At 64.9% G+C, this 24,103-nt stretch carries 23 protein-coding genes; 8 read left to right on the forward strand and 15 right to left on the reverse strand.

Going from position 1 to position 24,103, the window contains the following annotated elements:
* Positions 1-20 precede the first annotated feature (20 nt).
* On the reverse strand, positions 21-1,319 hold the full coding sequence (locus BGP85_RS03690; RefSeq protein WP_103447622.1) for an MFS transporter: 1,299 nt from the start codon (positions 1,317-1,319) through the stop codon (positions 21-23).
* Positions 1,320-1,395: 76 nt separating this feature from the next.
* On the reverse strand, positions 1,396-2,145 hold the full coding sequence (locus BGP85_RS03695; protein ID WP_103447621.1) for an SDR family NAD(P)-dependent oxidoreductase: 750 nt from the start codon (positions 2,143-2,145) through the stop codon (positions 1,396-1,398).
* A gap of 150 nt (positions 2,146-2,295) precedes the next feature.
* Here BGP85_RS03695 and BGP85_RS03700 point away from each other — a divergent pair, with 150 nt between their 5' ends.
* Both BGP85_RS03700 and BGP85_RS03705 read left to right on the forward strand, forming a co-directional pair.
* Positions 2,296-3,216 (forward strand): LysR substrate-binding domain-containing protein, encoded by a 921-nt coding sequence (locus tag BGP85_RS03700; RefSeq protein WP_103447620.1) that lies wholly within the window; start codon positions 2,296-2,298, stop codon positions 3,214-3,216.
* 140 nt (positions 3,217-3,356) lie between these two features.
* Entirely contained in the window at positions 3,357-4,262 is a 906-nt protein-coding gene (locus BGP85_RS03705; protein WP_103447619.1) for a LysR family transcriptional regulator, read from the forward strand.
* 105 nt (positions 4,263-4,367) lie between these two features.
* Here the strand turns inward: BGP85_RS03705 and BGP85_RS03710 are convergent, their stop codons facing one another.
* Positions 4,368-4,784: a RidA family protein gene (locus BGP85_RS03710; protein WP_014590706.1), complete on the reverse strand. Its 417-nt coding sequence runs from the start codon at positions 4,782-4,784 to the stop codon at positions 4,368-4,370.
* Entirely contained in the window at positions 4,784-6,103 is a 1,320-nt protein-coding gene (locus BGP85_RS03715) for a flavin-containing monooxygenase (RefSeq protein WP_103447618.1), read from the reverse strand. The genes BGP85_RS03710 and BGP85_RS03715 overlap by 1 nt, the downstream gene beginning before the upstream one ends.
* Positions 6,104-6,396: 293 nt before the next feature.
* Between BGP85_RS03715 and BGP85_RS03725 the strand changes: the two genes are divergently transcribed.
* Positions 6,397-7,074 (forward strand): DUF1028 domain-containing protein, encoded by a 678-nt coding sequence (locus BGP85_RS03725; RefSeq protein ID WP_103447616.1) that lies wholly within the window; start codon positions 6,397-6,399, stop codon positions 7,072-7,074.
* The gene (argE, locus tag BGP85_RS03730; protein ID WP_103447615.1) at positions 7,067-8,227 is read left to right on the forward strand and encodes an acetylornithine deacetylase; all 1,161 of its coding nucleotides are present in this window, start codon (positions 7,067-7,069) and stop codon (positions 8,225-8,227) included. Before BGP85_RS03725 ends, argE begins: the two co-directional genes overlap by 8 nt.
* A 111-nt stretch (positions 8,228-8,338) precedes the next feature.
* On the opposite strand, the gene BGP85_RS03735 is transcribed toward argE, so the two are convergent.
* From BGP85_RS03735 to BGP85_RS03745, 3 genes are all read right to left on the reverse strand, one after another.
* Positions 8,339-9,607 (reverse strand): carbohydrate porin, encoded by a 1,269-nt coding sequence (locus BGP85_RS03735; protein ID WP_103447614.1) that lies wholly within the window; start codon positions 9,605-9,607, stop codon positions 8,339-8,341.
* 111 nt (positions 9,608-9,718) lie between these two features.
* Entirely contained in the window at positions 9,719-12,136 is a 2,418-nt protein-coding gene (locus BGP85_RS03740) for a glucose/quinate/shikimate family membrane-bound PQQ-dependent dehydrogenase (protein ID WP_103447613.1), read from the reverse strand.
* A 217-nt stretch (positions 12,137-12,353) separates the two neighbouring features.
* Entirely contained in the window at positions 12,354-12,707 is a 354-nt protein-coding gene (locus tag BGP85_RS03745) for a cupin domain-containing protein (protein ID WP_103447612.1), read from the reverse strand.
* Between the two features lie 118 nt (positions 12,708-12,825).
* Between BGP85_RS03745 and BGP85_RS03750 the strand changes: the two genes are divergently transcribed.
* Positions 12,826-13,725: a LysR family transcriptional regulator gene (locus BGP85_RS03750; protein ID WP_103447611.1), complete on the forward strand. Its 900-nt coding sequence runs from the start codon at positions 12,826-12,828 to the stop codon at positions 13,723-13,725.
* 113 nt (positions 13,726-13,838) lie between these two features.
* A complete protein-coding gene (locus BGP85_RS03755; RefSeq protein WP_103447610.1) occupies positions 13,839-15,038 on the forward strand; it encodes an MFS transporter in 1,200 nt (399 codons plus the stop codon).
* 4 nt (positions 15,039-15,042) lie between these two features.
* On the opposite strand, the gene BGP85_RS03760 is transcribed toward BGP85_RS03755, so the two are convergent.
* Positions 15,043-15,654, reverse strand: a complete 612-nt coding sequence (locus tag BGP85_RS03760; protein WP_103447609.1) for a LysE family translocator — start codon at positions 15,652-15,654, stop codon at positions 15,043-15,045.
* Between the two features lie 102 nt (positions 15,655-15,756).
* On the opposite strand from BGP85_RS03760, the gene BGP85_RS03765 reads away from it, so the two are divergent.
* Positions 15,757-16,755, forward strand: coding sequence for a GlxA family transcriptional regulator (locus BGP85_RS03765; protein WP_103447608.1), 999 nt, complete (start codon positions 15,757-15,759; stop codon positions 16,753-16,755).
* Here the strand turns inward: BGP85_RS03765 and BGP85_RS03770 are convergent.
* The 4 genes from BGP85_RS03770 to BGP85_RS03785 all read right to left on the reverse strand — a co-directional run bounded on the left by BGP85_RS03770 (position 16,722) and on the right by BGP85_RS03785 (position 20,279).
* Positions 16,722-17,573: a CAP domain-containing protein gene (locus BGP85_RS03770; RefSeq protein WP_103447607.1), complete on the reverse strand. Its 852-nt coding sequence runs from the start codon at positions 17,571-17,573 to the stop codon at positions 16,722-16,724. The two genes, BGP85_RS03765 and BGP85_RS03770, sit on opposite strands and share 34 nt — an antisense overlap.
* 165 nt (positions 17,574-17,738) lie before the next feature.
* Positions 17,739-18,350, reverse strand: coding sequence for a cell wall hydrolase (locus BGP85_RS03775; protein WP_103447606.1), 612 nt, complete (start codon positions 18,348-18,350; stop codon positions 17,739-17,741).
* Positions 18,351-18,398: 48 nt separating this feature from the next.
* Entirely contained in the window at positions 18,399-19,316 is a 918-nt protein-coding gene (locus BGP85_RS03780) for an AEC family transporter (RefSeq protein ID WP_103447605.1), read from the reverse strand.
* 99 nt (positions 19,317-19,415) lie between these two features.
* Positions 19,416-20,279, reverse strand: a complete 864-nt coding sequence (locus tag BGP85_RS03785; RefSeq protein WP_103447604.1) for a LysR family transcriptional regulator — start codon at positions 20,277-20,279, stop codon at positions 19,416-19,418.
* Positions 20,280-20,406: 127 nt separating this feature from the next.
* On the opposite strand from BGP85_RS03785, the gene sodC reads away from it, so the two are divergent.
* Complete coding sequence (gene sodC, locus BGP85_RS03790) at positions 20,407-20,922, forward strand: superoxide dismutase family protein (protein ID WP_103447603.1); 516 nt, start codon at positions 20,407-20,409, stop codon at positions 20,920-20,922.
* A 157-nt stretch (positions 20,923-21,079) separates the two neighbouring features.
* On the opposite strand, the gene BGP85_RS03795 is transcribed toward sodC, so the two are convergent.
* The 3 genes from BGP85_RS03795 to BGP85_RS03805 all read right to left on the reverse strand — a co-directional run bounded on the left by BGP85_RS03795 (position 21,080) and on the right by BGP85_RS03805 (position 24,103).
* Complete coding sequence (locus tag BGP85_RS03795; protein ID WP_103447602.1) at positions 21,080-21,679, reverse strand: START domain-containing protein; 600 nt, start codon at positions 21,677-21,679, stop codon at positions 21,080-21,082.
* 90 nt (positions 21,680-21,769) lie between these two features.
* On the reverse strand, positions 21,770-22,606 hold the full coding sequence (locus BGP85_RS03800; protein WP_027918838.1) for a bifunctional allantoicase/(S)-ureidoglycine aminohydrolase: 837 nt from the start codon (positions 22,604-22,606) through the stop codon (positions 21,770-21,772).
* A gap of 132 nt (positions 22,607-22,738) precedes the next feature.
* A complete protein-coding gene (locus tag BGP85_RS03805; protein WP_103447601.1) occupies positions 22,739-24,103 on the reverse strand; it encodes an LLM class flavin-dependent oxidoreductase in 1,365 nt (454 codons plus the stop codon).

Here is a 24,103-nt window from a genome sequence, read left to right on the forward strand (position 1 = left end):
GTAGCTCCTTACTAGGGAAATTAACGGTTGACCAAGCCCGCCGGCACGCGGAACACCAATGCCGCACCGACGATCAGCACGGCGCTGATCAGGTACATGCCGATGGCGTTGTTACCCAGGGTGCTGGTGACCCAGCCGATCAGGAAGGGTGAGCAGAACCCGGCCAGGTTGGCGAAGCTGTTGACTGCGGCGATGCCGGCGGCGGCCGACACCCCCCCGAGCAGCGTGGTCGGCAGCATCCAGAACAGCGACGAGGCCGAGAGGATGCCGGACGCCGCCAGGCACAGGCTGAGGATCGACAGGCTCAGGTGGCTGGCGAACCCTGCCGCCAGGGTCAGGCCCAGCGCCCCGGCCAGCATCGGGATCGCCAGGTGCCAACGCCGCTCGCGGTGGCGGTCACCGCTGCGTCCCGCCACCAGCATGGCGCCTATGGCGCAGAGGTAGGGCAGGCTGGTCAGCAAGCCGATATGCAGCGGGTCGGCGACGCCGGCATTGCGTACCAGGGTCGGCAACCAGAAGGTGATCGCGTACTGGCCCATGACCACGCAGAAGTAGATGCCGGCCAGCAGCCACAGGCGGCGGTCGCGGATGAAGTCGGCCACCGAGCCATGCTGCACCTTGTGCTGCTCGTCCTCGGCCAGCTCCTTGCGCAGCAGGGCCTTTTCCTCGTCGTTGAGCCAGTGCGCCTGGTGCACGCCATCCTTGAGGTAACTGAGCACCAAGATGCCGACCAGCACGGTCGGCACCGCCTCGAGCACGAACATCCACTGCCAGCCGGCCCAGCCGTGCACGCCGGCGAAACGCTCCATGATCCAGCCCGACAGCGGCCCGCCGACCATGCCCGAGAGCGGGATGGCGATGAACCACAGGGCGGTCATCTTCGCCCGCCGGTACGACGGGAACCAGTAGGTCAGGTACAGCAGCAGGCCTGGTGCCAGCCCGGCTTCGGCGACGCCGAGGAAGAAACGCAGCACATAGAACTGCCAGGCTGTCTCGACGAAGGCGAACAGCGCCGAAATCAGGCCCCAGGTGATCATGATGCGGGCGATCCAGCGCCGTGCGCCGACCTTGTGCAGGATGATGTTGCTCGGCACTTCGCAGAGGAAGTAGCCGATGAAGAACATCCCGGCGCCCAGGCCGTAGACCGCTTCGGACAGGGCCAGGTCATCCATCATCTGCAGCTTGGCGAAGCCGACGTTGACCCGGTCGAGATAGGCGCACAGGTAGCACAGCATGAGAAAGGGCATCAGCCGCCAGGCCGTCTTGCGATAGGCATTGCTGCGCGCGGCCGTGGCCGCGTCGAGGGTTAGGGTGGTCATGTCGATCTGATCTCTTGTTGTTATCGATTGCCCTGCCGTGGCGGGGCTCAGATGCGATACATAGTGCGTGGGGGCGTCAGTGAATCAGCATGCCCCCGTTGACGTCCAGCGTGATGCCGGTGAGATAGCTGGAAAGGTCGCTGGCCAGGAACAGGGCGGCGTTGGCCACGTCGCGGGCCTCGCCCAAGCGGCCCAGGGGGATGCCGTCGATGATGGCGTGGCGGCGCTCGTCCTGCATCAGGCCGCCGGTGATGTCGGTATGGATCAGGCCCGGCGTGATGGCGTTGACCCGCACATTGTCCGGGCCCAGCTCACGGGCCATGGCCTTGCCCAGACCCAGCACGGCGGCCTTGGCGGCGCTGTAGTGCGGGCCGCCGAAGATGCCGCCGCCACGCTGCGCCGACACTGACGACATGCAGACGATACTGCCTGAGCGCTGGGCACGCATGGACGGGATCACGGCCTGGGACATCAGCAGCGTGCCGCGCAAGTTTACGTCGAGGATGCGGTCATAGTCCTTGCCGGTGATGTCCAGGGTTTTCACCGGTTGGGTGATACCCGCGTTGTTGACCAGCACATCGATGCGACCGAAATGCGCCAGGAACTCGGCCACCGCATCACGCACCTGGGCTTCGTCGGCGACGTTGGCGGCCAGGCCCAGGTGGCCATCGCCCAGCTGCGCGGCGGCGTCGCGGGCGGCTTGCAGGTCGAGGTCGAGGATGGCCACCTTGGCGCCGTGGGCGGCAAAGGCCTGGGCGGTGGCGCGGCCGATACCGCGGGCAGAGGCGGCGCCGGTGACGATTGCGATTTTACCTTCGAGCAGCATGGGTGTACTCCGGATGTTTGTTGTTGTGGGCACAGCTTGGTATCCGGACGAGGGCTGGGCAACGCAGTGCGCTTCAGCCTATGCTGAAAAAAATTCAGCACAGGGTAGGGGCGTGATCACGTTCGAGGCCCGTGACACCCAAGGAATACGATGAATCACGATCCGGGCAAGAAGCCCTTGCAACTGCCGCCGCTGAAAGCGATTCAGGCCTTCGAGCAGGCCGCACGTTTTGGTAACGTCGCGCGCGCCGCTGAGCAGCTCAACTTGACCCCTTCGGCGGTCAGCCACCAGATCGCCAACCTGGAGGCACTGATCGGCCGGCCGTTGTTCCTGCGCACGGCCAAGGGGGTGACCTTGACGGCGGCGGGGGATCAGTACCTGCGCGAGGTCTCCGGCATCTTGCAAAGCCTGGCCACCGCCACCGAGCGGGCCGGTAGCGCGGTCGGCTTCGACTGCCTGCGCCTGCATTCGGCGCCGAGCTTCGGCCTGCTCTGGCTGTTGCCGCGGCTGGAGCAGTTTCGCGCCAGCCACCCGGATATCCAGATCAACCTGTCGTGCTCCTATGAAGCGCTGCACTTTGGCCGCCACCAGATCGACGTCGATATCCGCCATGGCTACCCCAACTGGCCGAGCCTGGAGGTACGCACCATCCGCCATGAGCGCGCCACGGTGCTGGCGTCGCCGGCGCTGCTGGCACGCCAGCCGATCGACCAGCCAGCCGACTTGCTGGGGCAGAACCTGATCCTCTCCGAGTCGGCGCTGGTGCAATGGCCGTTGTGGTTCGCCCAGCAGGGCGTGTCGCTGCCACAGGCACCGTTTGCCTTGAGCTTTGACCGCTCGTACATGAGCCTGGAGGCAGCCAGCCATGGCTACGGGTTCATTCTGGAAAGTTCGCTGCTGGCGCAGGACTATGTGGCGCGTGGGCAACTGGTACCGGTGTTCGGCGCCGAGCAGGCAAGCCCGGTCAGTGCCCATCACCTGGTGTTTCCGCGGGGGCATGCCGAGCTGCCGCGGGTGAGGCGGTTTCTGGCATGGATGCAGGGGCAGTTGGGGCATGACTTCAGTTATTGATTGCCCGCACCGGCAACACAAGAAAACTATGTTCAAGCCTTAGGCAAATCCTTCATCACCCGGCGGCCCGCTGAATCAGGCCACAGGGTAAAGTGGCAGGAAAATTCCAAGGCGCCCCGAACGGCGCCAACGAGGTGCCTGTGGCTTCCTATACCCTGCGACAACTGAAGTATTTCGTCACCACCGTCGAGGCCGGCAGCGTCGCCGAGGCCTCGCGCCAGCTGTACATCGCCCAGCCATCGATCTCCACGGCCATCAAAAGCCTGGAAGAAAGCTTCGGTGTGCAGCTGTTCATCCGCCACCACGCCCAGGGCGTGTCGCTGACCCCCAGCGGCAAGCGCTTCTACGCCAAGACCAAGTCGTTGCTGCAGATGGCCCACGAGTTCGAGCAGAACGCCCTGGCCGACAACGACACCGTGGCCGGGCAGATCGACATCGGCTGCTTCGAAACCGTGGCACCGCTGTACCTGCCGCGGCTGATCGCCGGCTTTCGCGAACGCTATCCGGGCGTGGATATTCGCTTGCGCGATGGCGAGCAGCAGGACCTGATCCAGGGTTTGACTGCCGGCACTTTCGACCTGGCGTTTCTCTACGACCACGACCTGGATGGCACCATCGAGGCCGAACCGTTGATGCCGCCGCAGAAGCCTTACGTGCTGCTGCCCGAGAAGCACCGCTTCGCCGGCCAGGCGCAGGTGTCGCTGCGGGATCTGTGCCCGGAGCCGATGATCTTGCTGGACGTGGCGCCGAGCCGGACCTACTTCGTCAGCCTGTTCAATGAAATGGGCCTGACGCCGAACATCGTCTTCAGTTCGCCGTCGATCGAGATGGTGCGCGGGATGGTGGGGCAGGGCTTCGGGTTTTCATTGCTGGTGACCCGGCCGCATTCGGAATGCACGTATGACGGGCAGAAGCTGGTGATGATCGACATCGCCGAACCGGTGGCGTTGTCGGGGTTGGCGGCGGCGCACCTGAAGCGGGTGCAACTGACAAAGCCCGCGCAGCTGTTCGTCGAGTTCTGCCGCGAAGAATTGGCCAAGTTCTGAAAAAGCTTCGCGGGACAAGCCCGCTCCTACAGGAAATACGTGATTCCTGTAGGAGCAGGCTTGTCCCGCGAATGGGGCGCAAGGCGCCCCCGGCCATCTCAAGCCTTACTGCTGATCCGGCACCACCGCAATCACGTCGATTTCCATCAGCCACTCGGCCTGGGCCAAGCCGGCCACCACCAACCCGGTGGAAATCGGGAACACACCCTTGAGCCACTTGCCGACTTCCTTGTACACCGGCTCACGGAAGCGCGGGTCGGTGATGTAGGTGGTGGTCTTGACGATGTGCGACAGATCGGAGCCGGCCTCTTCAAGCAGCTGCTTGACGTTCTTCATCGCCTGCTCGGTCTGCGCCCGAGGGTCACCCAGGCCGACCAGCTTGCCTTCGAAGTCGGTGCCGACCTGGCCGCGCACGTAGATGGTGTTACCGGCCCGCACGGCCTGGCACAGGTCGTTGTCCAGGGTCTGGTTGGGGTAGGTTTCCTTGGTGTTGAACATGCGGATGCGAGTATGGGTAGGCATCAGTGGGCTCCGAGGGTGCTGACGTTGCTGATCGAGTGGTCTTGTTGCTCATCCGCGTCGCGCTGGTCGCGGTCGCGGTAGGCCAGGTAGGTGCGTTGCGTGGCGATGTGGCCGGCGACATGCTTGGCGTCGTGCCACACGCCCCAGATGAACGACGAGCCACGGCGTGACAGCCAGGGCAGGCCGAGGAAGTACACGCCCGGCTCGCGGGCGACGCCACGCTGGTGCTGGGGCTTGCCGTTGGCGTCGAAGGTGTCGACCTGCAGCCAGCTGAAGTCCACGCCGTAGCCGGTGGCCCAGATGATGCTGGTGACGCCGGCCTGGGCCAGGTCCAGTTGCTGCAGCGGGTTGACCATGCACTCCGGGTCAGCCAGGCGCTTGCGCGCCTCGGGCTCTTCCGGCAGGTCCAGGCCGTTGCGCTCGATGTAGGCATCGGCGGCATCCAGCAGGGCCAGGTAGTTTTCGTCGCCGCGGTTGATGTTGTCGACCAGGTTGTCCTGGAAACGCGCCACACCGTTTTCGAACGACTGGGTCAGGCCGACCAGGGTCATGCCCTGGTGGGCGAGGGCGCGGAAGTCCACGGTGTGGCCGCCACGGGCGCCACTGACGGCAATGGTCACGTGCTCGCGGCCCGGCTTGGCGATTTCTGCGTCCCACTCGCCCAGTACGCCCAGCCACCAGCAGAAGTCGCGGTTGCGGTAGGCCCGTGGCGGGCGGTCGTGGGCGCCGACCGACAGGTACACCTGGCGCCCGGCACGCATCAGCTCTTCGGCGATCTGCACACCGGAGGAGCCGGCGCCTACCACCAGCACGGCGCCTTCAGGCAGTTGCTCGGGGTTGTAGTAGGCGGCGGAGTGGATCTGGTGCAGGTTGGCATCTTTCGGCGCGATGGCCGGGATGACCGGTTTCTGGAACGGGCCAGTGGCGGCCACCACGCGGTTGGCGCGGATCACGCCTTCGTTGGTCTCGACGGTGAAGCCGGGGCGGTCGGCGTTGCGTACCACCTTCTTCACTTCGATGCCGGTGCGTACCGGCAGGTTGTACTTGCGTACGTACTGCTCGAAGTAGTCGGCGACCTGGTCCTTGCCGGCGAAAGCGTCGGCGTCGAGGTTGAATTCCAGCCCCGGGAAGCGGTCGTGCCAGACCGGGCCGTTGGCCACCAGCGAATCCCAGCGGCCGGTGCGCCAGGCCTCGGCGATACGCTTGCGCTCCAGCACCAGGTGCGGCACGCCAAGCTTGCTCAGGTGTTCGCTCATGGCCACGCCGGCCTGGCCGGCGCCAACCACGAGGGTGTCGATTTCGATGTTGTTCAGTGTCATGTCCGAGCCCTTGTTCAGGCGGTTTTTGTCAGGTCGGTTTGGAGGACCGCCGTTGCTTGGGGCCAGACTAGGGATGCCTGGAAAATCGCGAAAATAGTATTTAGCTGGGGCTTGCCGATAAAACGGCGAAGGCCCCGGTTTGCCTGGGCTTGGTCGGGGTTTTCAGGGCTTTTCGAGTGGTATTGGCCGGCCATAGTTTTTTCCTGTTCAAGGCACAGGAAAATGTTGGTTTCGTGGCCCTGAAGCTTGCGCCCAGAATGCTGGGCATCGCACAGAACAACAGGAGTTCCACCATGACCTTCTCCATCATCGGTCGCTGCCAGGAAACCGGCCAGGTCGGTATTGCCATCAGCTCGTCGAGCATCGCCGTGGGCGCCCGCTGCCCGTGGGTTCGTGCTGGCGTCGGCGCCGTGTCGACCCAGAACATCACCTTGCCGGCGCTCGGCCCGCAAATCCTCGATGCCCTGGAGCAGGGCCAGTTGCCGCCTGCCGCCGCGCTGGACCGCGTGCTCAGCGCCAATGGCTGGAGCGAGTATCGCCAGGTCACGGTGATCGACAGCCAGGGCCAGGTGGCGCTGTTCACCGGCAAGGAGGCGCTGGGCGTGCATAACGCCGTCGCAGGCGAGCAGTGCGCGGCCGCTGGCAACCTGTTGTCCTCGCTCCAGGTGATCGAAGCCATGGTGCAGGCCTTCGAACAGGCCGGTGGGCATCTGGCTGACCGCCTGCTGGCGGCCATGCATGCCGCGATGGCGGCGGGTGGTGAGGCCGGCCCGGTGCATTCCGCGGCACTGAAGATCGCCGGTGAGCTGACCTGGCCGCTGGTGGACCTGCGTGTGGACTGGGCTGACGAGGACCCGATCGGTGTGCTCGATGGCCTGTGGCAGGCGTACCGCCCGCAGATGCAGGACTACGTTACCCGCGCCCTCGACCCGACTGCCGCTCCCAGCTACGGGGTGCCGGGCGATGAGTGAATTCAGCAGCCGCGCGTTGCTGGAGCGGCTGATCGGCTTTGCAACGGTCAGCCGCGACTCGAACCTTGAGTTGATCGCTTTCATCCGCGACTACCTGGCCGAGCTTGGCGTGGAGTGCGAGCTGTTCCACAACCCGGAAGGCAGCAAGGCCAACCTGTTCGCCACCATCGGCCCCAAGGATATCGGCGGTGTGGTGCTGTCCGGGCACACCGACGTGGTGCCGGTGGACGGCCAGGCCTGGACGCTGCCGGCCTTCGCCCTGACCGAGCGCGACGGGCGCCTGTATGGCCGTGGCACGGCCGACATGAAGGGCTTCATCGCCTCGGTGCTGGCTGCCGTGCCGGCATTCCTGGCGCAACCGCTGCGCATCCCGGTGCACCTGGCGTTCTCCTATGACGAGGAAGTTGGCTGCCTGGGCGTGCGCTCGATGCTGGCCGCGCTGGAACAACGTCCGCACAAGCCGCGGCTGTGCCTGATCGGTGAGCCTACCGAATTGAAGCCAGTGCTTGGCCACAAAGGCAAGCTGGCGATGCGCTGCGAAGTGCAGGGCGCGGCGTGTCACTCGGCGTATGCCCCTTACGGGGTGAATGCCATCGAGTACGCTGCCAAGCTGATCGGCAAGCTGGGCGAGATCGGTGATGCCCTGGCATTGCCGGCCCATCACGACGAGCGCTTCGACCCGCCGTTCTCCACGGTGCAGACCGGGGTCATCAGAGGGGGCAGGGCGTTGAACATCGTGCCGGAGGAATGTGCGTTCGATTTCGAGGTGCGCGCGCTGCCGGGGTTCGAAGCGCAGGCGGTGGCCGACCAGCTGCAGACCTACGCCGAGGCCGAGTTGCTGCCCCGCATGCGCAAGGTCAACGCTGGCAGTGCAATTCGCCTGCAACCGTTGAGTGCGTATCCGGGGCTGGCCACGCCAGCCGACAGCGAGGCCGCGCGCTTGGTGGCATTGCTCAGCGGATCGGATGATTTCGGCACTGTGGCGTTCGGCACCGAAGGTGGCCTGTTCGACCAGGCCGGTATTCCCACCGTGGTTTGCGGGCCGGGCAGCATGGACCAGGGGCACAAGCCGGACGAGTTCGTCAGTGTCGAACAGATGCGGGGTTGTGATGCGATGTTGCTGAGGTTGGTGGATTACCTCAGGCAGGAATAATGGTGTTGGCTTCTTCGCAGGTTTACCCGCGAAGAAGCCCTAAGCTTGGCAATCAGATCTCAATCGCCCCACTGACCAACCCATACACCGCAATCACCGCCCCCCGGCGGCTTAGAAGGTTGCCTTGACCTGCAGGCCGAAGACCAGCGCGTTGTCGATGTCCTTCCCGGAGAACGCCCCTGGCTCGATGATGTATTGCACATCCGGGCGCAGGTTCAGCCAAGGCGTGGCCTGGTAGCCATAGCTCAGTTCGACCAACTGCTCGGCATTGTCGATGTTGGGGAACTGCTGCCCGGCATTGACTGCGGCGTCTTCCAGCACATCGCGGCTACGTGGGTTCGGCACGGCGCGGCCATAGCCCAGGGCTACGGTATCGCGCGGGCGGCCTTCGAACGGCTTGTAAAGCACCACCCCGGCGCCATACCACTTGGTGAACGGCGAGGCGGCCTCGCTCGCTGCCGAGTACTGGCCGAAGGCGTGCAGGCTGCGGCCTGGCGAGCCGGCGTCGTTCCACACTGCCTGGTCGACCAGCAGGTAGTGGCCACCGCGACCAGACACTTCCTTGCTGCTGTCGACGCGCTTCACGTCGGAGCTGTCGTAGTAGTAACCCAGCTTGTACTCGCCCGGCAGTTCGCCCTGCAGCTTGTACACCAGTTCCACAGGCACCACGGTGCCGGTGGTGTGCTTGGGCCCCAGGTGCCAGGCGCGGCTGGAGTTGCCGTTGCTCTCCGGGTCGACGTTGAATGCCGCCACGCGCAATTGCCAGGACGGCGACAGGTCGTACTTCACGCGCACGCCGAGGTGGGCGTTGGGGTAGTTGGTCCAGCCGCTGCCGCCGGACATGTTCAGCGGGTGGCCGCAGAAGCCGGCGTTCATGAAGTTGCACAGGATGCCGCTGTCGAGGCCGCCGAGGTCGTTGCCCATGGCCATGTAGCCAAGCTTGACGTTGAGCGCCGGGGTGAACAGGGTGCGCTCGTAGCTCAGTTCGGTCAGGCGGGTGTACAGGCCACCGTAGTTTTCCTGGATCGGCAGGCGGTTGCCGACCAGGTCTTCCGAGGCGCTGTTGCCGCGGCGGTCGTTGATGGTCAGCTGGACCTTGCCGCCGTTTTCCAGGCCGTACAGTTTCGACAGGTCGAACTGTGCGCCGAGCTTGATGTTCTGCGAGTAGCGCGCCGAGCGGTGTAGGCCGCCGTGGGCGTTGTAGGCGGTTTCACCGCTGTAGTCGCCGGTGATCTTGACGCCGTCTTCTTCGAGCTGGTGACGCAGGCCACCCCAGTCACCGGTCATGGTGCTGCGGTTGAGCAGGTCGCCGTCGGCCAGGGCGGTGGTGCTGGCCAGGGCCAGAAGCAGGGTTGGGGTGATGCGGATAGCGGATGGCATTGCTGTGTCTCGTGTTGTTTTCGGGGGGCCATTCGCGAACAAGCCCGCTCTCACCAGGATCAGAGGAGAACCTGTGGGAGCGGGCTTGCCCGCGAATGCAGCGACGTGCTCTTACGGCAGGGCGTAAGAAATCACGTAGTCGCCACGATCAGTCGACTGGCGCGCACCGCCAGCAGTGATCACCACGTACTGTTTGCCGGTCTTCGGCGAAACGTAGGTCATCGGGCCACCCTGGCTGCCTACAGGCAGGCGGGCTTTCCAGATTTCGTTACCGTTGCTGCTGTCGTAGGCGCGCAGGTAGAAGTCCTGGGTACCGGCGATGAACACCAGGCCGCCTTGGGTCGACAGGGTGCCGCCGAGGGTTGGCAGGCCGATCTTGATCGGCAGGTGCATGCGAATGCCCAGGGGGCCGGTGTCTTCCACGGTGCCGACTGGTACCTGCCAGGCGATCTGGCGGGTTTTCATGTCAATGGCGGTCAGGGTACCGAATGGCGGGGCCTGGCACGGGATGCCGGCAACCGACAGGAAGCGGTTCTTGTTCACCGCGTACGGGGTGCCCTTGAGCGGTACGGCGCCCATGCCGGTATTCAGTGCTTCACCGCCGGAGGCTGCGCCACCCTTGTTCTGCGACGGGATCATCTGGATCCACAGGCCCAGGCGCATGTCGTTGACGAAGATGAAGCCATGCACCGGGTCGGTGGAGAGGCTGCCCCAGTTCATGCCACCCAGCGAACCCGGGAAGCTCAGCGACAGGTCGGTACCCGGCGCAGTGTACAGGCCGTCGTAGCGCATCTTCTTGAAGTCGATACGGCACAGCAGCTGGTCATACGGCGTGGCACCCCACATGTCCGATTCGCTCAGGGTCTGCGCGCCGATCTGCGGCATGCCTACCGATTTGGGCTGGGTCGGCGAGTACGGCTCGTTGGGAATGTTGCTTGGCTTGACCGGCACTTCGTCGACCTGCGTCAGCGGTTTGCCGGTGGCGCGGTCGAGCACGTAGATCTGCCCGGCCTTGGTACCGATCACTACCGCAGGCACGGACTTGCCGTCGTCCTTGGTGAAATCGATCAGGCTCGGCTGCATCGGCAGGTCGAAGTCCCAGAGGTCGTTGTGCACGGTCTGGAATACCCACTTCTGGTTACCGGTGGTGGCATCCAGGGCCAGCACGGAAGCACCGTAGGTGTGGTCCAGCTTGCTGCGTTCAACGCCATAGATGTCGGTGGACGACGAGCCCATTGGCAGGAACACGGTGTTCATCGCCGGGTCGTAGGACATAGGTGCCCAGCTGTTCGGGGTGCTGCGCACATAGGTGCTGCCATCGGCCGGCGCCTTGCGGTCTTCCGGATTGCCCGGGTCGAAGGCCCAGCGCATTTCACCGGTGATCACGTCGAAACCACGGATCACGCCGCCTGGCATGTCGGTCTGGACGTTGTCGGCGACGCGGCCGCCGACCACCACGGTGGTACCGGCCATCAACGGTGCGGAGGACAGCTGGTAGTAGGAGTCCGGCACATCACCTAGGCCGGCCATCAGGTTGACCTGGCCGTTGTTGCCGAAGCCCTGGCAGAACTCGCCGTTGTCGGCGTCCACGGCGATCAGGCGACCGTCGATGGTGTTGGTCAGCAGGCGACGTTGGCAGTTGGCACCGGGCGCGACGCTGCCGCCGGTGATCGGCGAGCTGTTGGGCTGGGTCGGCTGGGCGATCGCGGCGGTGGCGTCGAAGTAGGCCATGCCACGGCAACGCTGCCAGACCTTGGACTGGGCGTTGATCGCGTTCTTCCACAGCTCTTTGCCGGTGTCGGCATCGAGGGCGATCAGGTTGTTGTGCGGGGTGCAGATGAACACCTTGTTGCCGATCTGCAGCGGGGTCAGCTGATCTTCGGCACCGTTGCCGTCGCTGATGGCGACGTCACCGGTGTGGTAGGTCCAGGCCACCTTGAGCTTGTTGACGTTGTCGCGGTTGATCTGGTCCAGCGCGGCGAAGCGGCTGCCACCTTCGGTGTTGCCGTAGTGGGCCCAGTCCTTCTGCTCCTTGCCAGTTTCGACCGGGGTCATGCCTGGGCCCTTACCGGTGGGTGCAACGCTTGGGTGGGCAACGAACATGTTGCCCACAGCGATCACCAGCACCACGGCCAGCACGCCAGCGATGCCGTAGGCACCACGGCCGGCGCTGGCGCCATTGGCACGGGCGAGCATCGGGTAGACCAGCGCCACCACCATGCCGATCGCGCCGAACATGAACAGGCGCGAGAACAGCGGCCAGAACACCAGGCCAGCGTCGCTCAGCGCCCAGATCGCGGTACCGATCAGGAACGCCGCGTACAGCCAGGCGCCGGCCTGCTTGCGGCGAGCGATGAGAATACCGGCGATGGCCATGGCCAGGCCGCCGATCAGGAAGTACCAGGAACCGCCCAGGCCGGCGAGCTTGACGCCGCCAGCAGCCAGGAGCAGGCCGAGCAGGGCGACGATCACGCCCAAGCCGACCAGGATGATGTTTGTGGCGCCAGAGGCGCGCGGTGTTTCGTTCATGCCAGGGATCTCAGCAGGTGGAATGTGCGCAGTCTAAGCCCTTAGCTTGCTAATTAACAAGTTGGTACATAATTTTATGAGGCTGATTGTCGCAGGGCCGAACTTGCGAAGATGTGGAGAAAAGTTTAGATCTAGTGCTGAAAATTGCTGTAAAAATGATGTTTGGCAGGTATATGGGTGTGGCGCTTTAGATTTTTTAGCATGAACGAAGGGCGTATCAATGGCTCGGCCAGGGTGTTTCACTGCCATGAAACACGGCAAGCCAGATGGTCGGTTGCCCCTGGGTAGTCCATTCCACGCGGTGACGGCAATGCGCCGGAATGTCCAGGCAGTCGCCTGGCACCAGCAAGCGGGTGTAATTCTCGTGCTCAAGGCGCAGCCCGGCGGTGCCGGTCAACAACATGATCCATTCGCCTTCGGCCTGGTCGTACCAGTAGCCTGGCGGGCTGGCCTGGCCGCAGGAAACGATGCGTTCGATGCGCAGGCCAGGGCGCCGCAGCAGTTCATCGACCCGCTCGGCAGCGGCAGGGTCGCAATGGGGCAGGGCGTTGAGCAGGTTGGTGAGCGGCATGGGCAGTTCTCGCACTGATGGAGGTGCTTCCACTATGGACCTGGTCGCTCTGTTGTGCGCTTCTTGACCCGCTTCGTGGTTTGTAGGACTGTTCCGAGATTTGAGAATCGGGGTATCCATGGACAAGCTCTTGGCGATGAGGATGTTCACCACGACAGTCGATGCCCAGGGCTTTTCCGCGGCAGCGCGCAGGCTCGGCGTCGCCACCTCGTCGGTGACGCGCCTGGTCGACGGGCTGGAGTCGGAACTTGGCACGACCTTGCTCAACCGCTCCACGCGCCAGGTGAGCCTGACCGAGGCGGGCGCACGTTACTACGCCCGGGCAAGGGAAATCTTCGACGCGCTGGAGGAAGCCGACGCCAGCGTCGCCGATCGTGGCGATGAGCCGGTCGGCGTGCTGCGCCTGTGCCTGCCGGTAGAGTTCGGCCGCCGCGTGATCGCACCGCACCTTGGGCCTTTCCTGGCTCGCCACCCGTCGCTGGAGCTGGACATCGACATGAGCGACCGGCTCGATGACTTGCTCGACGGTCGTTACGATCTGTCCATTCGCCTCGGCGACCCGTCACCGAACGACGAACTGGTGTGCCGGCAACTCGGTCGCTTCCAGCGCTGGCTGGTAGCAAGCCCCGATTACCTGGCCAGGCGTGACGCGCTGCTGCATCCCGAGCAGTTGCTGCAGCACGCCTGCCTGCGTTTTCGCTACGGGCAGAAGGCGCGCGCCTGGCGCCTGCAGCGTGCCGATGAGGCACTGGAACTGGACGTGAGCGGGCCGTTGCGCAGCGCCAACGCCGACCTGTTGCGCGAAGCGGCGCTGGCCGCCAGCGGTATTGCCTTGCTGGCCGACTGGCTGGTGCGCGAAGACGTGGCGGCCGGGCGCTTGCAGCGGATATTTGCGGACTGGCAGGTCAGTCCCGGCACCGCCAATGACAGCATCAATGCCTTGTATTTGCCCAACCATCGCGGCTCTCGGCGGGTCAACGCGTTCATCGGCTTTTGCGAGGGCCTGCTCAAACCCTGATCCCTGCCGTTGCGCCTGGCGCAAAGCCCCGTTGCGCCGGAGCCGGATTCTCTCGCTGGCAAGCGCTCGGTAAGGTGCCTGACATATTCCAACCCGATGCCGAGGTACCTCGCATGAATTCCTCCCTTGCTGCTGCACCGCCAGCCCATGCCGGCCTGAGCCGTGCTCTGGTCGCGCTGCTGGCGTTCTGTTGTGGCGCGATCGTCGCCAATATCTATTACGCGCAGCCCATCGTCGGGCTGATCGCCCCGGACCTGGGCCTGTCCACCGAGCGCGCCAGCCTGATCGTGTCACTGACCCAGCTGGGCTACGCACTGGGCCTGCTGTTGCTGGTGCCACTGGCTGACCTGGTGGAAAACCGTCGGTTGATGATCGCCACCGCCGTGCTGGCCTGTGTCAGCCTGTTGCTGGCGGGGACCAGCAGCAGCGGCCAAGGGCAACTGTTCCTGGGCTATGCCTTGCTGATCGGTTTCAGTTCGGTGGCTGTGCAGATGCTCATCCCGTTGGCTGCTCACCTTGCGCCTGAGCAAGCACGCGGGCGGGTGGTCGGCAACATCATGGGCGGTTTGCTGCTGGGTATTCTGCTGGCGCGGCCGCTGTCGAGCCTGGTCGCCGACCACTTTGGCTGGCGCGCGGTGTTCATGGGGGCTGCTGGCCTGATGTTGGCAATCATTCTGTTGTTGGCGCTGACGCTGCCGCGCCGGGTGCCTGAGCACAAGGCCAGCTATGCCGGGCTGATGGTGTCGTTGGTTGCCCTGCTGCGCCAATATCCGGTATTACGCCAGCGCTCGCTGTACCAGGCTTTGATGTTCGCGGCGTTCAGCCTGTACTGGACCGCGGTGCCGCTGGCCCTGGCCAGTGAGCACGGGCTGTCGCAAAGCCAGATCGCCTTGTTTGCCCTGGTCGGCGCGGTCGGCGCCATCGCCGCGCCCATGGCCGGCCGCCTGGCCGACGCCGGCCATGCCCGTGCCGGTTCGTTGCTGGCGCTGGTGTTGGCGCCGCTGGCGCTGCTGCTGGGCCTGACGGCGCCCGGCTACAGCGTGATCGGCCTGGGGTTGACCGGGGTGCTGCTGGATTTCGCCGTACAGATGAACATGGTGATCGGCCAGCGTGAAGTCTATGCGCTGGACCCGGCCAGCCGCGGGCGGCTGAATGCGCTGTACATGACCAGCATCTTCCTGGGCGGGGCAATGGGTTCGGCGGTGGCCAGTGCGGTGTTCGCCCAGCAGGGGTGGCACGGTGTGGCGCTGGTGGGGGCGGCATTGCCGGGCATGGCCCTGGTCGTCTTCTTGCTGGTTGCGCGGCGCGCTTGAGCTTTCACCGGCCCAGCGGCAAAGCCACGCCAATCAATGCGAACAGGCTCCCGCAGCAGCGATTGAACCCTTTGCCGCCCTTGGCCAGCCAGGGCCGGATACGAAACGCCAGGCGAGCCAGCAGGTATTCGACCAAGCATTCCACGCTGGCAAAGGTCGCTGCCATGATCACGAACTGCAGCAACAGCCCACGCTGCGGGTCGATGAACTGCGGCAGGAAGGCACCGTAGAACAACAGTACCTTGGGGTTGGCGATAGCAGACAGCAGGCCTTGGCGGAACATCCCCAAATTGCCCAGGCGGGCAGCGCGTTCGGTCACCTCCAGATGCAGCGCAGGGCTGCGCCAGAGCTGGATGCCCAGCCACACCAGGTAGGCTCCCCCCACCCATTTGAGCACGGTCAGCACCGAGGCCGACGTCTGCAGCAGCGCCGTCAGCCCGAACATCGCCAGGGCAATCAGTGCGCTGAAGCCGAACACCCCGCCGACGATGGTGAACAGCGTGCGGCGCGCGCCATACAGTGCACCGTGCGTCAGCGCTAGCAGACTGTTCGGGCCAGGGGTCAGCGACAGGCCGATGCTCGCCAGCACGTAGATGAACCAGGTATCCAGAGCCATGATGGGCGCCTCAGATAGTCACGAGCACTCAGTCTATGGGACGGTACTGCAAGTGCAGGGTATGATCTGGACATTCAATGGTGTTTTCTGGACTTGTTTCGAATGGCCCCTGATATCCGCCTGCTGATCCTGCCGTTACCGGACTTCGCCTTGCTGCCGTTCGGTGCGTTTCTCGACAAGCTGCGCTTCAGCGCCGACGACGAGGACTACAGCCAGCAGCGCTACTGCAGCTGGACCTTGGCCAGCCTGACGGGCGAGCACGTGCCGTCGAGCAGCGGTGCGGTGATGCAGGTGCGGGCCATTACCGAGCAATTGCGTTGGAATGAGTACGACTATCTGGTGCTGTTCGGCAGCCGCAATGCTGAAGCCACCGCCGCGTTGGCCCCGAGCTACAAGCCTCTGCTCAAGCGAGCGGCCAAGGCGGGGGTGAAGCTGGTCGCCATCGACAACGCCGCCTTCCTGCTGGCCGCCTGCGGCCTGCTGGACGGGCACAAGGTCGTGGTGCACTGGCGCCATGAGGCGGAGTTTCGGGCATCTTTCCCGCATCTGCAGGTGCTGCGCGAGCAGTTGTACTGTATCGACGGGGGGCGCATCACCTGTGCCGGCGGCACGGCAGCCCTCGACCTGGCGGTGGAACTGCTGGCGGGCGCCTGCGGGCGTGCCCGGGCGCTCAAGGGCCTGGCCGACATGCTGGTGGACGAATCTCGTGACAGCCGCCATGCCCTGCGTTCACTGGAGGCCGACGCCGGGCAGGGGCGCCAGGTGCAGCGTGCGCTGGCGCTGATGCGTCATCACCTGGGGGCACAAGGGTCGATCGAACAGCTGGCTGCGGAACTCGGCATCAGCCGGCGTCAGCTGGACCGCCAGTTCCAGGCCAGCCACGGCATGAGCGCCAAGGCCTGGTGGCTGGAAATGCGCCTGCAGCAGGCGCGCTGGCGATTGCTCAACTCCAGTCACAGCCTGGCGCAGATTGCCGACGAGGTCGGGCTGGGTGATGCCAGCTACCTGGGCAAGTGTGTGCGGCGGCGGTTTGGCTGCACGGCGCTGGCGCTGCGCAGCTCAAACGGTCATTGCGGCGTGCCGAACAGGCCGGTCCAGTAGATGCCGGCATCGCTCTTCGGGTCTACCGCATAGGCCGCACCCATTTCGCGGAAGTCCGGGTTCATCAGGGTGGCGCAATGACCGGGGCTGTCGAGCCAGCCATCCACCACCTTCTGCGCGGTGTCGCGCCCGGCGGCGATGTCTTCGCCGATCTGCTGATACAGATAGCCGGCCAGTTCCGCGCGGTCACCCGGCGTGCGCCCGTCCTTGTCGATATGGTCGAAGAAGTTCTGGTTGGCCATGGCCCGCGTATGGCTGGCTGCCACCCCCGCCAGCGCAGCGCTCCAACTCAGCGCAGGGGCTGCGGCAAACGGCTGGCCGCCGCATTGGCGGGGGGTCTTGCGTGCGGTATTGATGGCCTGCAGCAGCTTCTGCCCCTCGGCCTGCCAGTCACCCAGGCGCCCGCTGAGCAGGGGCCGGGCCAGCACGATGCGCCAGTCGCGGCCTTCCTGGCTGACGCCGATGTCGACAAACTGCGGGTCGAGCACCACCTGGCAGAAGCTCTCCTTGATGGCATTCATGGCAGCGTTCGCATCACGTGGGCCGGACAGGCTGATCGCCTGGACGTTGACCATCGGATAGGCCGCGCGGCTCATGGCCTGCTGCAGGTCACGGGTGCCCTCCGGCGACAGTGCCAGGCGCGTGTCGCTGTTGAGCGGCGGCAGTTCCACCGACACCTGGTCCCCGCAGCGCTGGGCCTGGCTGCGGTAGGTATTGATCGAATCGATCAGTTGCGCTTCTTCGCCGGTGACGGCCAAGGCCCCGGTCGACAGGACCAGGCCCATCGACAAGGCGGCAACGGATGACAGGACGCGCATGTGGATCTCCCTGTGACTGGCAGCGTCTTGGTATGCGCTGCTCATCCTACACAAGCGCGAGGCTTTTGGCCCAGTCTCGTGCAAAGCAAAGAAAACGCCAGCAATGACTTGCAGGCGGCAAAAGAGGGAGTAGACCGGCGAGCGCCAGAAAAGTGCAGTGGCTTATCAGCGCGCCAGTTCCTGATTCGGCTTGTAGAACAGGAAATGCCGGGTTTCGGCGGTCTTGCGATAGGCCTTGGCCCAGCTCGGGTGCACCTGGCGGTCATGGAAGTACAGCGCGCCGCCAGTGCTGTCCTTGAGTTGCTGGTTCAAGGCCTTGCGGGCAATTTCCTTGGCGATGTCGTAACGGTCCTTTTCCTCGACCTGGTCCGGGCGGCCGTCACACCACCAGGAAAACTGGCAGGATTTGGTTTCCACGCCTTGCTTTACCACCCCGCAGATGGTGTTGGGGAAGCCATCCTTGCCTAGCCGGTTGATCACCACGCTGGCCACCGCGCTCATGTCCCCGTCGTCGGCACCCTTGGCTTCCCAATAGATGGTGCGTGCCAGGCAGGTGATGCTGTCATCCATCGGCGCCTGACCTGCCGGGTCCACTGCCTGCACCTCGCCAGGGGTGATGGTTTCTGGCTTCTTCGGCGGAGGAGCATCCTCCACCACCTTTTTTTCCAGGTTTTGCGCCTTGTCCTCGGCCACTGCGGCCTTGGCACTGTCGGCGGCGTGCAAAGGGCCTGCGAGCAGGGCCGAGGTCAAGCCGATCAGCATCCACGAGAGGCGCATGGTCAATTTTCCGAAGTGTGGGCTGAGTCACAGTCTAGCCAAGCGTAATCACCTCAGCGTTAGCATTAGCATCAAAGGCAAGGTCACGGCGGCCAGCACGGTCTGCAGGGCGATGATGGTGGCCATCAGCGGCGCGTTGCCGCCCATCTGCCGCGCCATCACGTAAGACGACGAAGCGGTCGGCAAGGCCTGGAACAGCACTGCCACAACCGCTGCCTGGCCGCTCAACCCAAGCAGGCGGCACAGGCCCCAGGTGGTCAGCGGCATGACCAGGAACTTGAAAGCCGATGCCGCCAGCAGTGGCCGCACTTGCTGGCCGACACTGGCGCCACCGAGTGCAGCGCCCACACACAGCAGGCCCAGGGGCAGGGCGGCCTGGCCCAGCGCCTTGATGGTGGGTTCCAGGCCGGCCGGCAAGCCCAGGCCGCTGGTCCGCAGCAGCAGGCCCCCGGCGCAGCCGACGATCAGCGGGTTGGCGAAGATGGCCCGCAACACCGTCGCCGGGGAGCTATGGCGCGCGCTGAAGCGGGCGAACACCAGCACGCAGAGCAGATTGACCAAGGGTACGATGGCGGCGTTGGCAACGGCGGCCAGCGCGATCCCGGCGCTGCCGTAGATGCCGGCGGCGAGGGTGGCGCCGATGTAGTTGTTGAAGCGCACGCCGCCCTGGAACACCGAGGTGAAGTCGGCGCCTTCGTGGTTCACTGCACCCTGGTAGAGCACCAGCAGCACGGCGCCAAGCAGGGTGGAAAGCATCAGCACACCGACCATGCCCAGCACCGGCACGCCATCGAGATTGGCCGTGGCCAGGCCATGCAGGAACAGCGACGGCAGCAGCACGTAATAGCTCAGGCGTTCGGCGCCCGGCCAGAACGACTCGGCGAGGAAGCCGCGGATGCGCAGGAAAGTGCCCAGGGCAATGAGCAAGATGATGGGCACGAGTGTGGTCAGCAGCAGGTGAAGCATGGTGGTCGTTCCGTGGTCGGGTACGGGCACAGGTTAGCGTGGCTGACTGATTGGGAAAAACGTTGATTTCTGCACTGACTGTTGAGGAAAACTGTACCTTCACGCGTCCATGGCGGTCCTCAACACAGCACTGAGGTGCCGGCGCTGGCTCTTTTCGTGTTCCAGCAACACTACCCGCCGCACCAGCTGTGGCTCGCCAAAGGGCAGGCAGGTGGCCGGCGGCAAGCGTTGCAGATCGTCATCAGCCATGGGAATGATCGCCACCCCCAGCCCCATCACCGCCATGCGCGCCAGTGCTTCCTGGCTGTCCAGCTCCATCTGTTCACTGACCTGCAAATGCTGGCGGCGCAGCTCCTGCTCGATCTGCCGCCCGGCCCAGGCACGCTTGTCGAAGCGCAGGAACGGTTGGCCTGCCAGCAGCTGCGGCAGGCTCTGGCCGGCCAGCTCGGGGCTGGCGATGGCCCAGAAGCGGTCCTCGAACAGCGGCGTGAAAATCAGGTTCTGCGGGTAGGGGCTTACCGGTTCCGTGGTGATCGCTGCATCCAGCTCGCCGTCCTCGACGCGCCGTGCAAGCTCGGCCGACATCCCTGAGTTGACGCTGATATGCAGTTGCGGGTGATGGGCCTTGATCCAGACCAGGGCCTTGGGCAGGCGCCGGGCCAGGACCGTGTGGATCGCCCCCAGTCGCAACCGGCCACGCAAGCTCGGGCCGCTGGCCAGGGCATCGGCCAGTTCGTCGTAGGCGCCGAGGATGTGCTCGGCCCGCGCCACCGCCAGTTGCCCGGCTTCGGTCAGCGCTACCTGGCGACGGCTGCGGTCGAATAGCGCGACCTTGAGTTCGTCCTCGAGGGTCTTGATGTGCAGGCTCACGGCCGAAGGGGTGAGGCTGAGCAGGTCGGCGGCACGGGCGAAGGTGCCGTGGCGGGCGATGGTCACCAAGGTGCGCAGGGCTTTGAGGGACACGCGAGTGGGCTCCGGGTTGCGAGGGAAGTGTTTCAGTCTGTGGCTGGAGGGAATGCCTGGCAAGCTGCGCAGTCCCATTCGTTACGTGGGTACGAAACCCACCTGTCCCAAGCCATGGAGAAACGACATGAAAGCAGTAGTCTTCACCACATTGCTGGCCTGCGCCGGTCTCGCCCAGGCCGCGCAGACGGTGGAATTGAAGCTGGCCGGGGCGGACGGTCCGGGCAAGTCGATCGGGACCATCAGCATCGAACAGAACAAGTACGGCACCGTGCTCACCCCCGACCTCAAGGACCTGCCACCGGGCGTACATGGCTTCCACCTGCACCAGCAGGGTTCGTGCGCGGCGGCAGAGGAAAACGGCAAGCCAGTGCCAGCCGGCGCGGCGGGCGGGCACTGGGACCCTGACACCACCAACGCACACAAGGGCCCCTATGATGACAGTGGCCACCGCGGTGACCTGCCGGCACTGTATGTCGGCGCCGACGGCAAGGCCACCTACCCGGTATTGGCGCCTCGTCTGAAAGCCACCGATTTCAAAGGCCATGCACTGATGGTGCATGCCGGTGGCGACAACCACAGTGACCATCCGCAGAAGCTGGGCGGTGGCGGTGCCCGTGTCGCCTGCGGGGTGGTTCAGTAAACCCGGCCAGGTCGCAACAGCCCGTCGCTGACTAGCTGCGTGGCGTGTCAGCCAGGCAGGCGAACACACCGGAAAGACCACTTGCCGTTTTCTTGTGTTTACAAGCGAGGTCCTGGCAAGCCTTGACGCAGAAAACGCGGCAGGGCGAAAGGGCTGCTCAGGGTTGGCGCTCGGCCACCGCACGCAATGTGCGTAGCGTCACCACCGGGGCATCGACGACGAAGCGGTTGGCCAGCCAGCCCGGCACGTCCCCGGCAGGGTCTGCCTGCAACTGGTAGGTCACCTCGGTTTCCCGCTCGCCGAGCGGCTTCATCACCCATTCGCCCGAGAGGTGCTGTACGCGAATCAGCCCCGGCTCTTCTGGCAGGCGGCTCGGTTCGGCGCTCAGGTGCCGTACCAGGGTGCCGTCATCCAGACGTTCGGTGCGGACCTTGAGAATGATGTCGCGCGGCAGGGTCGGCCATGGCAAGTTGGTGGTCAGGTACACCCAGGTGCTATCGCCATCCACGTCCAGCAAGCGCATCTGCTCGCAGGCATACAGCCATTTGCACGCTACCCGCAGGTTTTCCTGCAAGTCGATGAGGGTACGCACGCTGGCTTTCATGGTGCTGACGCCGCGGAACTGCTGGTAAGGCGAATCAGCTGCCGCGGCCAGGTACACACGGATACCTTCGCGGTCGTAGGCGATCTTCCAGTCATCAGCCGCCAGGCTGGCGCTGGAAGCAAGCAATAAGGCAAGCATCAGGCAGCGGTTCATGGCGAGCACCGCGCTAGGGGCAGGGCTTATCAGTATGAGCGGCAAACAGAAAGCCCGCCAGGTGGCGGGCTTTCGGGCATCAGTCTGAACTCAACGCTGTGGGTTGAGGGTCAGGTGCACGTGACGGTTCACGTCCTTGTACAGCAGGTAGCTGAACTTGCCTGGGCCGCCGGCGTAGCAGGCTTGCGGGCAGAAGGCGCGCAGCCACATGAAGTCGCCGGCTTCCACTTCGACCCAGTCCTGGTTCAGGCGGTACACCGCCTTGCCTTCCAGCACATACAGGCCGTGTTCCATGACGTGGGTTTCTGCGAACGGAATCACGCCGCCCGGCTGGAAGGTGACGATGTTGACGTGCATGTCGTGGCGCATGTCGGCCATGTCGACGAAGCGGGTGGTGACCCAGCGGCCTTCGGTGCCCGGCATCTCGATGACGGTGGCGTTGTCGCGGTGGGTGACGAACGACTCAGGCACGGCCAGGCCTTCGACTTTCTGGTAGTGCTTGCGCAGCCAGTGGAAGGTGACGTTGGCCTTGCTGTTGTTGCGCAGGCTCCACTCGGCGCCCGGGGCCAGGAAGGCATAGCCGCCTGGGGTCAGGGTGTGGTGCTTGCCTTCGACGGTGATGTCCAGCTCGCCTTCGACGATGAACACCACGGCTTCGGCGTTCGGGTCCAGCTCAGGGCGCTCGCTGCCGCCTTCCGGAGCCACTTCGACGATGTACTGCGAGAAGGTTTCGGCAAAGCCGGTCAGCGGGCGGGCGATGACCCACATGCGCATCTTGTCCCAGAACGGCAGGTGACTGGTGACGATGTCACGCATCACGCCCTTGGGGATGACGGCATAGGCTTCGGTGAACATGGCACGGTCAGTCAGCAGCTCGGTCTGAGCTGGGTGCCCACCGTGGGGGGCGAAGTAGGAGTGGTTCGACATGAGCGGTCTCGACTTGTTGTTCTCTCCCCGTGCCTTGGACCACACCGGCCGGTGCGTGCAGGGGATGTGCGGACAGCATATGGGGCAGTCCGCATCATCCACAAATTAAATGTTGAAATACTCGACATTCAGTTACTGAATGCGAACGTGGCGCCCTGCGTGGGCTTCGGGCAGCCGGTCGCCATGGCCGAACAGCTTGTGGCGCAAGGTGCCGTCGGTGTAGCTCAGCGGGTAGCGGCCACGGCGTTGCAACTCCGGTACCAGCAGGTCGACGACGTTGGCCAGGTCGTCCGGTTGCACCGCATAGGTGAGGTTGAAACCGTCGATGCCGGTCTGGTCTAGCCAGTGTTCCAGCTGGTCGGCAATCTCGTCGGGCGAACCCACCAATACCGGGCCACGCCCGCCCAGGCCGACGAATTCAGCGGCTTCACGCACGGTCCAGCGGCGGTTCGGGTCGGCGGCGGTGAACGCCGCCAGCGCGGCACGGCCAGCATCGTTCTCGACGTATTCGATGGGGGCATCCGGATCGAGGCCGGCGAAGTCGATACCGGTCCAGCCTGAAAGCAAGGCAAGGGCGGCGTCCAGATCAACGTAGCGGCGGTATTCGGCATAGCGTGCCTGGGCTTCCTGGGTGGTCGGCGCGACGATCAGCAGCGCCTGGGCATAGATCAGCACCTCGTCACGGCCACGCCCGGCCACCTCGCTGGCCTGACGGATGCCGTCGGCGTAGCGACACAGCACGGTGGGCGTCGGGCCACTGATGAACACGCACTCGGCATGCCGGGCGGCGAACTGCTGGCCGCGCGCCGAGGCGCCGGCCTGGAACAGCACCGGGGTGCGCTGGGGAGAGGGCTGGCACAGGTGCATGCCGGGTACCTGGAAATGCTCGCCGGCGTGGCGGATGGCATGCACTTTCGACGGTTCGATGTAGCGGCCGGTTTCACGCTCCAGCTGCACCGCATCGTCTTCCCAGCTTTTTTCCCAGAGTTTGTACAGCACCTCCAGGTATTCCTCGGCCAGGTCGTAGCGCTGGTCATGGCCCAGCTGGCGGGCCAGGCCCAGATTGCGCGCGGCGCTGTCGAGGTAGCCGGTGACGATGTTCCAGCCGACCCGGCCATTGCTCAGGTGGTCGAGCGTGGACATGCGCCGGGCGAATGGATAAGGGTGTTCATACGTCAGCGAAAAGGTTACGCCAAACCCCAGGTGCTCGGTGACCCCGGCCATGGCCGGCACCAGCAGCAACGGGTCGTTGACCGGCACCTGCACGCCACCGCGCAGGGCGGCTTGCGGGCCACCCTGGTAGACGTCGTAGATACCCAGCACGTCGGCGATGAACAGCGCATCGAACAGCCCGCGCTCCAGCAGGCGAGCGAGGTCGGTCCAGTAATCGAGGCGGTTGAACGCCACGCTGGTGTTGCGCGGGTGGCGCCACAGCCCCGGGGACTGGTGGCTGGCAGCGTTCATGCTGAAGGCGTTGAAGCGGATGTGGCGGGGCAT

Origin of the sequence: Pseudomonas putida (genome assembly GCF_002906855.1) — a bacterium.
In the GTDB taxonomy this organism is placed as follows: Bacteria; Pseudomonadota; Gammaproteobacteria; order Pseudomonadales; family Pseudomonadaceae; genus Aquipseudomonas; species Aquipseudomonas putida_N.

Excerpts from the sequence above, each read along its gene's own strand:
- BGP85_RS03690 (WP_103447622.1), bottom strand. The coding sequence starts at position 1,319 with ATGACCACCCTAACCCTCGACGCGGCCACGGCCGCGCGCAGCAATGCC.
- BGP85_RS03695 (WP_103447621.1), bottom strand. The coding sequence starts at position 2,145 with ATGCTGCTCGAAGGTAAAATCGCAATCGTCACCGGCGCCGCCTCTGCC.
- BGP85_RS03700 (WP_103447620.1), top strand. The coding sequence starts at position 2,296 with ATGAATCACGATCCGGGCAAGAAGCCCTTGCAACTGCCGCCGCTGAAA.
- BGP85_RS03710 (WP_014590706.1), bottom strand. The coding sequence starts at position 4,784 with ATGCCTACCCATACTCGCATCCGCATGTTCAACACCAAGGAAACCTAC.
- BGP85_RS03715 (WP_103447618.1), bottom strand. The coding sequence starts at position 6,103 with ATGACACTGAACAACATCGAAATCGACACCCTCGTGGTTGGCGCCGGC.
- BGP85_RS03725 (WP_103447616.1), top strand. The coding sequence starts at position 6,397 with ATGACCTTCTCCATCATCGGTCGCTGCCAGGAAACCGGCCAGGTCGGT.
- argE (WP_103447615.1), top strand. The coding sequence starts at position 7,067 with ATGAGTGAATTCAGCAGCCGCGCGTTGCTGGAGCGGCTGATCGGCTTT.
- BGP85_RS03735 (WP_103447614.1), bottom strand. The coding sequence starts at position 9,607 with ATGCCATCCGCTATCCGCATCACCCCAACCCTGCTTCTGGCCCTGGCC.
- BGP85_RS03740 (WP_103447613.1), bottom strand. The coding sequence starts at position 12,136 with ATGAACGAAACACCGCGCGCCTCTGGCGCCACAAACATCATCCTGGTC.
- BGP85_RS03745 (WP_103447612.1), bottom strand. The coding sequence starts at position 12,707 with ATGCCGCTCACCAACCTGCTCAACGCCCTGCCCCATTGCGACCCTGCC.
- BGP85_RS03750 (WP_103447611.1), top strand. The coding sequence starts at position 12,826 with ATGGACAAGCTCTTGGCGATGAGGATGTTCACCACGACAGTCGATGCC.
- BGP85_RS03755 (WP_103447610.1), top strand. The coding sequence starts at position 13,839 with ATGAATTCCTCCCTTGCTGCTGCACCGCCAGCCCATGCCGGCCTGAGC.
- BGP85_RS03760 (WP_103447609.1), bottom strand. The coding sequence starts at position 15,654 with ATGGCTCTGGATACCTGGTTCATCTACGTGCTGGCGAGCATCGGCCTG.
- BGP85_RS03765 (WP_103447608.1), top strand. The coding sequence starts at position 15,757 with ATGGCCCCTGATATCCGCCTGCTGATCCTGCCGTTACCGGACTTCGCC.
- BGP85_RS03770 (WP_103447607.1), bottom strand. The coding sequence starts at position 17,573 with ATGCGCGTCCTGTCATCCGTTGCCGCCTTGTCGATGGGCCTGGTCCTG.
- BGP85_RS03775 (WP_103447606.1), bottom strand. The coding sequence starts at position 18,350 with ATGCGCCTCTCGTGGATGCTGATCGGCTTGACCTCGGCCCTGCTCGCA.
- BGP85_RS03780 (WP_103447605.1), bottom strand. The coding sequence starts at position 19,316 with ATGCTTCACCTGCTGCTGACCACACTCGTGCCCATCATCTTGCTCATT.
- sodC (WP_103447603.1), top strand. The coding sequence starts at position 20,407 with ATGAAAGCAGTAGTCTTCACCACATTGCTGGCCTGCGCCGGTCTCGCC.
- BGP85_RS03795 (WP_103447602.1), bottom strand. The coding sequence starts at position 21,679 with ATGAACCGCTGCCTGATGCTTGCCTTATTGCTTGCTTCCAGCGCCAGC.
- BGP85_RS03800 (WP_027918838.1), bottom strand. The coding sequence starts at position 22,606 with ATGTCGAACCACTCCTACTTCGCCCCCCACGGTGGGCACCCAGCTCAG.
- BGP85_RS03805 (WP_103447601.1), bottom strand. The coding sequence starts at position 24,103 with ATGCCCCGCCACATCCGCTTCAACGCCTTCAGCATGAACGCTGCCAGC.